Below are 6,817 nucleotides of genomic sequence, written 5' to 3'. Positions count from 1 at the left end.
AAACGGAGTAAACAGTTAGGAAAAGAGATCCGGGACAACCTAGAAAGATACGAGTATTTGAGGGCACACGGCGGATCAGATCCATTCTGGAGTGATGGAGTAAACATGAATTTATGCAGGAAGCACGTTATCTACCTCCGGAGCAGAGTGGAAACGGATCTGGATCCGGAATATTACCCGGATGAGTACGGCCTGGAGATTCCGGAAGAGGTAGACAATAATTACATGGCAGATCCGGACGGGATCCGGAGCAGAACAAAAGCTGCGCTGGAGGTTCTGAAAGAGAATCAGGACTTCCAGTATCTGCGGAATAAGCTCAGCGGAGATCTTGACAAAGAATCAGATCAGTGCATGAACTCAGTCAGGTATGTGTTGGGATTGGAAGATGCGATCCGGAGGGATGACCTGGTAGTAATGCGGAGATGCCAAGATCCGGAATTTTACGTCAATTATTTGAGAAATAGTCGCAAAAAGCTGGAAGTAATTCTTGGATCTGAATATTTGGAGCCGAAGATCCGTGAGGGACAGCTGACAATATGGGATTTTATAGGAGGACAATAGTATGCACACAGAAAATGAGTATCACAGAGGAGAGATCTTTTTTATCAATGAGGGCGAAAGCTCCGGAAGCGAACAGGGGGGGGCGAGACCTGGAATCATAGTAAGTAATGACGTTGGAAACAAACACGCTCCGATCGTGGAAGTAGTGTACCTGACATCCAGGGAGAAAAAACTGATGCCGACACACGTTAGGATCAAGAGCAGTCCGATCCCTTCCATAGCGTTATGTGAGCAGATCGAGACGGTATATAAAAAGCGGATCGGAAAATATCTTGCAAAAGCCACGATGGATGAAATGAAACAGATTGACAAGGCACTTGCTGTCAGTATCGGACTTGGTGGAAATATGAAGATGTCCGACTACGTGAGAGAGTGGGCGGAGGCGTTCAAAGAGCCGGATCCAGATCCGATCGAAGAAAAAGCGATGCAGATCCTGGAAACAGCGAAACCAGTTCCGATCCAGATACCGGAACGCCTTTTTGACAAAGAGAGGATCAAAGAGCTGGAAAAAGATTTGATCCGAGCGGAAGCGGAACGTGATGTATTCCAGAAACTGTATAAAGAGCAGTTAGCAATCAGTTAAATGTGAGGTAAAGGATATGAGAAGAATCAAGCGCATGATATTTAAGCATTTTAACTGTATTCCCTGGTTCATTGTGGGAATACAGATCCTGGTAGACGGGGAAATCAGCCGCTGGCAGTATGCGATGTGCTGGATCTGCACCCTGGTAATGATCTGGATGTACGCACCAAATAGAGCACAAACGAAGGGAGGTGGGAAAGTTGCTGACATTGACGATCGAAAAAAAGTGGTTTGATATGATCCTGAGCGGAGAAAAGACAGAGGAGTACCGGGAATTGAAACGGTACTATGATTCCAGATTTAGAAATGCCGCTATGCTAAAGAATCAGGAATATCAAGCAAGCGTTTCCGAGTTCCGGAACTTGGCTGCAACAGTGGATCAGGATATCGGAACTGTGAAGTTTCGGAACGGCTATACCACGGATGCTCCGTACTTCCTAGCAGACTGCAAACTGACAGTCGGGGAAGGAAAACCGGAGTGGGGAGCTCTTCCTGAGACAGAGTATTATATTCTGAAAATGAAAAACGTGAGGAGGAAATAGCATGTATTACGATTACCCGGAAGAGGAGTTTTACCCAGAAAGTGAGTATCAGGAGCAGATAGACGCTCTGAAAGAAGCCATCAAAAGTTCAGTAAAATCAGAGATTCTGGAAGAAATGAACAGATTAAGAGCAGAAAACGAAAAGCTCCAGGGCATCAAGGAACATTTTGAGGAAGTAAAAAGGGATTACGAGAAAAAGAAAGACAAGTGCGACCGGATTATTCGTAATGCCGAGTACAACGCCAAAAAAATGAGACTTTCCGAATTGATGAAAGACCACAAGGTTGTAAAGTGGAAAGTTGATAGAGAACTCGTATACGGTCCGAAATGCTGCAAGTGTAATTCAAACAGATCAATAGAAGTGAGACTGCCATCTGGAAGAATTGCAGAGGACGAGTGCGAGTGTAAAACAAAGAGCAAGTATTATTATTACCCAAAGATGTATGTTCTAAGCGAGTTTACCGACAGATACAGATGCGGAGAGATAATAGCCCACTACACAGAAGAAAGAAGCTCACATGGGGATGATGTATATTACGAAAGATATACATGCACAATTTGCGATAGCTCCACAGAAGAGGAGAAGAAAGAAGCAATAAGAACACTTAGTGACAAGGTGAGAGAGATACTGTTTGACCAGGAAGAAAAGTGCCAGGAGGTATGCGACAGGCTTAACGATGGGCTTGGGAATTATTTGTATACATTTGGAGGTGAAAACATAAAAGAATATATCAAAGAAAGAAAAAAGAGAAGGAAGAAGGTACGATAATGCAGAGAAAAATTCTGTTTAAAGCCAAATCGACAGACGCCGGAAAGTGGGAGGAGGGGCTGCCGAACTATTGCAGTACGGACGGATCCGTTACAAAGATGGTAAGCTACTCTCCTGGATCATTTAAGGTGTTTTCGATTGAACCGAAAACTTTATGCCAGTATACGGGATTCACGGACGCAACCGGAAAGAAGATCTTTGAAAATGACGTTGTGCGGATCCTTGGAAAAGATAACATGCTCAATAGGATAATTTTCGCAGAGAGGCCAATATACGACAATATTTGTGAGGAAGAAGTTGACAAGGTATCTGGATGGTTCTACGAAAGATATCCGGACAATGCAACCGGAGCCGTGCCACTTACAGCACATGATATAGAAAACTTGGAAATGAAGGTTATAGGGAACATAAGTGATGAATGAAAGAGAAAAAGAGGATCAGGAACAGTTGGAATACCTGAGGGAATGGAAGGCAAAACGCTCAGGAAGAGCAAAAGAAGAAAGTGCAATCAAGAGAATTTACAAGAAAGGTAGAAAATTATGGACGGAAAAATTTTTAAGATAAGTGGTTACCTGGTGGATCCGAATGGAGAAAATGAAGCAGCCTGGATATGGGAGGAATTGAGGCATTTGAATGACACGTTCGGACAGCATGTACACGTCAAAGAGGCTGATATACTGGACTGGACAGATGAAAATCCGTTGAACTATGAAAATTGTGATCTGGCGGAGTGCGAGAAGTATTTCCACGACAACTACCCAGTAAGAGAAAATCGAAGTGTGGAGGTTGGAAAGACCTACAGACATTTCAAAGGAAAAATCGTTGAAGTGATAGCGATCAGCCAGGACACGGAATCTCCAGGACAATACTACGTGGTCTATAAATGCGAGGACGGAGCTATCTGGAGCAGACCTTATGGAATGTTTGTCGGTAAGGTAGACCGGAAGAAATACCCGGATGCAGACCAGGAGTACAGATTCGAGGAGGTGCAGAATGGACATCAGGAATAAAAATGAGCTGAGGAGGCGTATCGACGCCTTCCTCCATGAGTATACGCATGAAGAATATATCATCAATGAGGAGTTCTGCAAGGACACAATGCGGATGATGGCAGATTTCATCGGACATGTGAACGGAAGAATGGACAGTGAGCGAAAAAGGCTCACAGAGGCAAGAAGGAAGCTCAAAGAGGCATTATGGGAGAATAAAGTTCTGCATGAATACAATTACAATGGATCTTCCGGAATCTGCCGGGCAAAACTTATGGGAGATATGTCTGGAACGTGGCACATTGGAGATGTAGTGTGCGTGGAAAATGGCAAATCATTCATGCTGATGCAGGATGGCTATTCGGAGGAAAACGGGTATCTGATTCTCAGGGCGATGGAAGTGATTCCAGAAACGATCCAGAGATTCGCTTGTGTGGAAGATATGACCGGGGAAAAGCTGTTTGAGGGTGATGTGATCTACAATCCGGAGCATAGAACAGTCCGAATGGAGATCTGCTACGGCAAATACGCCGCATATTGCCCGAACGATCAGGAATACATGGAAACTGTCGGTTTTTATATGGTGTCGAACACCACAGACGATGCAATGCCACTCGGTCCGACAAAGGAATACGCACTTTTGTTGGGAAATGTGGTAGACAACCCAGAGATCAAGGTGGTATAATTTCAGTCAGGATGCACCGGAAAGGAAAGAAAATGAGTAAAAGAATCTTAGCAGCAATGTTATCATGTATGCTGGTTGTAGGAATGACCGGATGCGGTTTTTCAGATGGAGTGAAAGACGGTATGAAAGATGCTCAGAAGCAGGAAAGCATAAACGATTCTGATAAAAATGATAGCAAAAAGGATAAAAACGTGACCGAAACGGATAAAAATGATACCGAAAGCCGGGAAAACGTTTTAGAATTAGAAGAAAGCAAGACCGGAAACCCACTTCTGGATGCAGAGGTAATCGTAGGCGATGTAATGAACGGAACTAAGACAGAGAAGTTGGGCGAATACGCCTATATCATAGTTCCATTGGAGACAATGAAAAAAGTTACGATGGAACAGTACGATGAATTTTGCGATCAGAAAGTCCAGGATAGCGGTTACAACTGGGTAACGATCGACTTCGGTAACGGATCCGGATTGCAGTTCCAGGGAAGTACACCAGCAGTAGCAACCTACGGTACACTTGATAATGAGGAGTGCATCGAAGAATCAAAAGGAACCGTAATGATGACTGGAGAGAATACATATGAGCATTCCGAGAACCAGTAAAAATCTAACAAATGTTAGAAATGGTAGTACACCCGTAATCATACGGGATGCGATGTTTATAAAATAATCTGTAACTGTTCAAGTGCATTACACTGCATGTCCTATGCAGGTAATGTACTTTTTATTTCCGATTCCCGGATAAAACCGAAAATTCATAGACAACCCGTATCATAAAGTGTTATAATGGAGCGGTATGATGCCATAGAGATAACATGGTATCAGGATATTATTTCATATACTACAAAAAGGAAAGGATTATATATGGACGTAGACAGGGAACAGTTTCAGAAACTCAGAGAACAGATTGGCAGAAAGGCACATCTGACATCCATGCTTGACAATCTGTATGTTCAGGAAAAAGAGCAGAAGGAAAAGGTTGAAGAACTGCGACAGGAGAAGGAAGATGAGCAGAAGGATGTGGACCGGCTGGAAGACAGAGGTCTGACAGCTCTTTTTTACAGTCTCATCGGAAAAATCGACGAGAAGATGACAAAGGAACAGAAGGAAGCTTATGCAGCCTCCGTGAAGTACGACGCCGCGAATCAGGAATTAAAGGCCATTCAGTATCATATCCATACATATGTCAAGGAACTGGATTATCTGAAGGGATGCGAAGCAACCTACAATAAATTGTTGAAGGCAAGAGAGGACGAGATTCGTCTCAGGAATTCAGACAAAGCGGACAGATTGCTCCATCTCGATGAACAGATATCTGCCTGCAGCAGCCGTATCAAAGAACTTCAGGAAGCTATTTCAGCAGGACAGAAAGCCGCTTTTACAGCAGATTGTGTACTTAGCAAGCTTGATAATGCAGAAGCATGGGGCACATGGGATATCCTCGGCGGCGGTTTACTCAGCACAGCAGCCAAACACAGCAACCTGGACGATGCCCAGAGCTATATTACCGAACTCCAGATGGATCTCAGACACTTCAACACAGAATTGACTGATATCTCCGTTCAGACAGATGTTCATGTCAACACAGATGATTTCCTGCGTTTTGCAGATTACTTTTTTGATGGCATCTTTGCAGATCTGGCTGTTCAAAAGCGTATCAAGCAATCCAAAGAACAGGTTCAAGGGATTAAAACCGAGATTGAGTCCGTTCTCGAAGAACTGGAACGCATGCTGGATGAGGAACAGCACCTGAAAGAGACACTTCAATCAGAGATTGAAGACGTCCTTGTAGAATAATCAACATACACCATGCCGATGACGGGATTTGACTGTCATCGGCATTTTTTTGCCAAGATTACATAAATTTTACATCAATTACATCCAAAAAAGATAGTTCCCGCATGTATTTTCCATTATGATGGATAAGAAATAAAATTCAATCTATCATACATACAGGAGCTATCACAAAATGAGCAAAAATACAAAAGAATGCTATGAGAACAGAGAATTATCCTGGCTGAAGTTCAATGAACGCGTTCTGGAAGAAGCCGCTGACAAAAACAATCCTTTAAAATGACCCTTTATCGGCTGGCCCGTCACAGCAAGGTCGTGGAAGCGCTGATCGAAGCAGCTGAAAACGGCAAACAGGTGGATGTTCTTGTTGAATTGAAGGCTCGTTTTGATGAAGAAAATAATATTGAATGGTCCAGACAGTTAGAAGACGCCGGCTGCCATGTCATCTATGGTCTTGACGGACTCAAGGTACACTCAAAACTCTGTCTGATCACACGAAAGACAGAAAAAGGCATTGATTATATCACCCAGATTGGAACAGGTAATTATAATGAAAAAACAGCCCGTCTCTATACGGATCTCTCTCTGATCACAGCCAGACCTGAAATCGGTATGGAGGCCTCACGAATCTTTCAGGCTTTATCCCTGGGCACGGTTGTTGACAAGACTAAGCATCTCCTTGTGGCTCCTAAATGTCTCCAGAAACCCGTACTGGAAATGATCGACAATGAAATTGCCATGGTAAAATCCGGTCAGGAAGGTTATATCGGCATCAAGATTAATTCCCTGACAGATAAAAAAATCATTGCGAAACTGATAGAAGCATCTGAAGCTGGTGTAAAAATTGACATGGTGATCCGCGGCATCTGCTGTCTGCGGTCCGGCATTGAAGATCTTA

General features: G+C 43.5%; 11 protein-coding genes and 1 pseudogene. All 12 read left to right on the top strand.

The genetic code is table 11. The features are described 5' to 3' along the window. The coding region (locus WMO25_RS12815) for a hypothetical protein (protein ID WP_349085609.1) at nt 1-561 on the top strand (561 nt) is incomplete at its 5' end. Between the two features lies 1 nt (nt 562). Next, complete coding sequence (locus WMO25_RS12810; protein ID WP_349085608.1) at nt 563-1,144, top strand: type II toxin-antitoxin system PemK/MazF family toxin; 582 nt, start codon at nt 563-565, stop codon at nt 1,142-1,144. A gap of 200 nt (nt 1,145-1,344) precedes the next feature. Then, entirely contained in the window at nt 1,345-1,686 is a 342-nt protein-coding gene (locus tag WMO25_RS12805; protein WP_270222899.1) for an ASCH domain-containing protein, read from the top strand. Between the two features lies 1 nt (nt 1,687). Then, nucleotides 1,688-2,455, top strand: a complete 768-nt coding sequence (locus tag WMO25_RS12800; RefSeq protein WP_349085607.1) for a hypothetical protein — start codon at nt 1,688-1,690, stop codon at nt 2,453-2,455. Beyond that, nucleotides 2,455-2,877, top strand: coding sequence for a YopX family protein (locus tag WMO25_RS12795; RefSeq protein WP_270222897.1), 423 nt, complete (start codon nt 2,455-2,457; stop codon nt 2,875-2,877). The genes WMO25_RS12800 and WMO25_RS12795 overlap by 1 nt, the downstream gene beginning before the upstream one ends. Next, a complete protein-coding gene (locus tag WMO25_RS12790; protein ID WP_270222896.1) occupies nt 2,870-3,019 on the top strand; it encodes a hypothetical protein in 150 nt (49 codons plus the stop codon). Before WMO25_RS12795 ends, WMO25_RS12790 begins: the two co-directional genes overlap by 8 nt. Next, nucleotides 2,995-3,465, top strand: a complete 471-nt coding sequence (locus tag WMO25_RS12785) for a DUF1653 domain-containing protein (protein WP_270222895.1) — start codon at nt 2,995-2,997, stop codon at nt 3,463-3,465. The genes WMO25_RS12790 and WMO25_RS12785 overlap by 25 nt, the downstream gene beginning before the upstream one ends. Further along, nucleotides 3,449-4,129 carry a hypothetical protein gene (locus WMO25_RS12780; RefSeq protein ID WP_270222894.1) on the top strand — a complete coding sequence of 227 codons (681 nt, stop codon included), beginning with the start codon at nt 3,449-3,451 and terminating at the stop codon, nt 4,127-4,129. Before WMO25_RS12785 ends, WMO25_RS12780 begins: the two co-directional genes overlap by 17 nt. 32 nt (nt 4,130-4,161) lie before the next feature. Continuing rightward, nucleotides 4,162-4,728 carry a hypothetical protein gene (locus tag WMO25_RS12775; protein ID WP_270222893.1) on the top strand — a complete coding sequence of 189 codons (567 nt, stop codon included), beginning with the start codon at nt 4,162-4,164 and terminating at the stop codon, nt 4,726-4,728. Nucleotides 4,729-4,989: 261 nt separating this feature from the next. Next, nucleotides 4,990-5,922, top strand: coding sequence for a hypothetical protein (locus WMO25_RS12770; protein ID WP_349085605.1), 933 nt, complete (start codon nt 4,990-4,992; stop codon nt 5,920-5,922). 172 nt (nt 5,923-6,094) lie between these two features. Beyond that, nucleotides 6,095-6,202 carry a hypothetical protein gene (locus WMO25_RS12765; RefSeq protein ID WP_349085604.1) on the top strand — a complete coding sequence of 36 codons (108 nt, stop codon included), beginning with the start codon at nt 6,095-6,097 and terminating at the stop codon, nt 6,200-6,202. After that, nucleotides 6,190-6,817: pseudogene (locus WMO25_RS12760) on the top strand (phospholipase D-like domain-containing protein); the annotation flags it as partial. The gene WMO25_RS12765 and the pseudogene WMO25_RS12760, both read left to right, overlap by 13 nt.

It is taken from the genome of Coprococcus intestinihominis (assembly GCF_040096555.1).
In the GTDB taxonomy this organism is placed as follows: domain Bacteria; phylum Bacillota; class Clostridia; order Lachnospirales; family Lachnospiraceae; genus Coprococcus_A; species Coprococcus_A intestinihominis.
The sequence above is the reverse complement of the archived record's forward strand: the minus strand, read 5'-3'. Positions and strand labels throughout refer to the sequence as shown.

Bases quoted from the DNA above. Each gene is read 5' to 3' on its own strand.
- WMO25_RS12785 (WP_270222895.1), top strand. From the start codon at position 2,995: ATGGACGGAAAAATTTTTAAGATAAGTGGTTACCTGGTGGATCCGAAT.
- WMO25_RS12775 (WP_270222893.1), top strand. From the start codon at position 4,162: ATGAGTAAAAGAATCTTAGCAGCAATGTTATCATGTATGCTGGTTGTA.
- WMO25_RS12780 (WP_270222894.1), top strand. From the start codon at position 3,449: ATGGACATCAGGAATAAAAATGAGCTGAGGAGGCGTATCGACGCCTTC.
- WMO25_RS12800 (WP_349085607.1), top strand. From the start codon at position 1,688: ATGTATTACGATTACCCGGAAGAGGAGTTTTACCCAGAAAGTGAGTAT.
- WMO25_RS12770 (WP_349085605.1), top strand. From the start codon at position 4,990: ATGGACGTAGACAGGGAACAGTTTCAGAAACTCAGAGAACAGATTGGC.
- WMO25_RS12765 (WP_349085604.1), top strand. From the start codon at position 6,095: ATGAGCAAAAATACAAAAGAATGCTATGAGAACAGAGAATTATCCTGG.
- WMO25_RS12790 (WP_270222896.1), top strand. From the start codon at position 2,870: ATGAATGAAAGAGAAAAAGAGGATCAGGAACAGTTGGAATACCTGAGG.
- WMO25_RS12795 (WP_270222897.1), top strand. From the start codon at position 2,455: ATGCAGAGAAAAATTCTGTTTAAAGCCAAATCGACAGACGCCGGAAAG.
- WMO25_RS12810 (WP_349085608.1), top strand. From the start codon at position 563: ATGCACACAGAAAATGAGTATCACAGAGGAGAGATCTTTTTTATCAAT.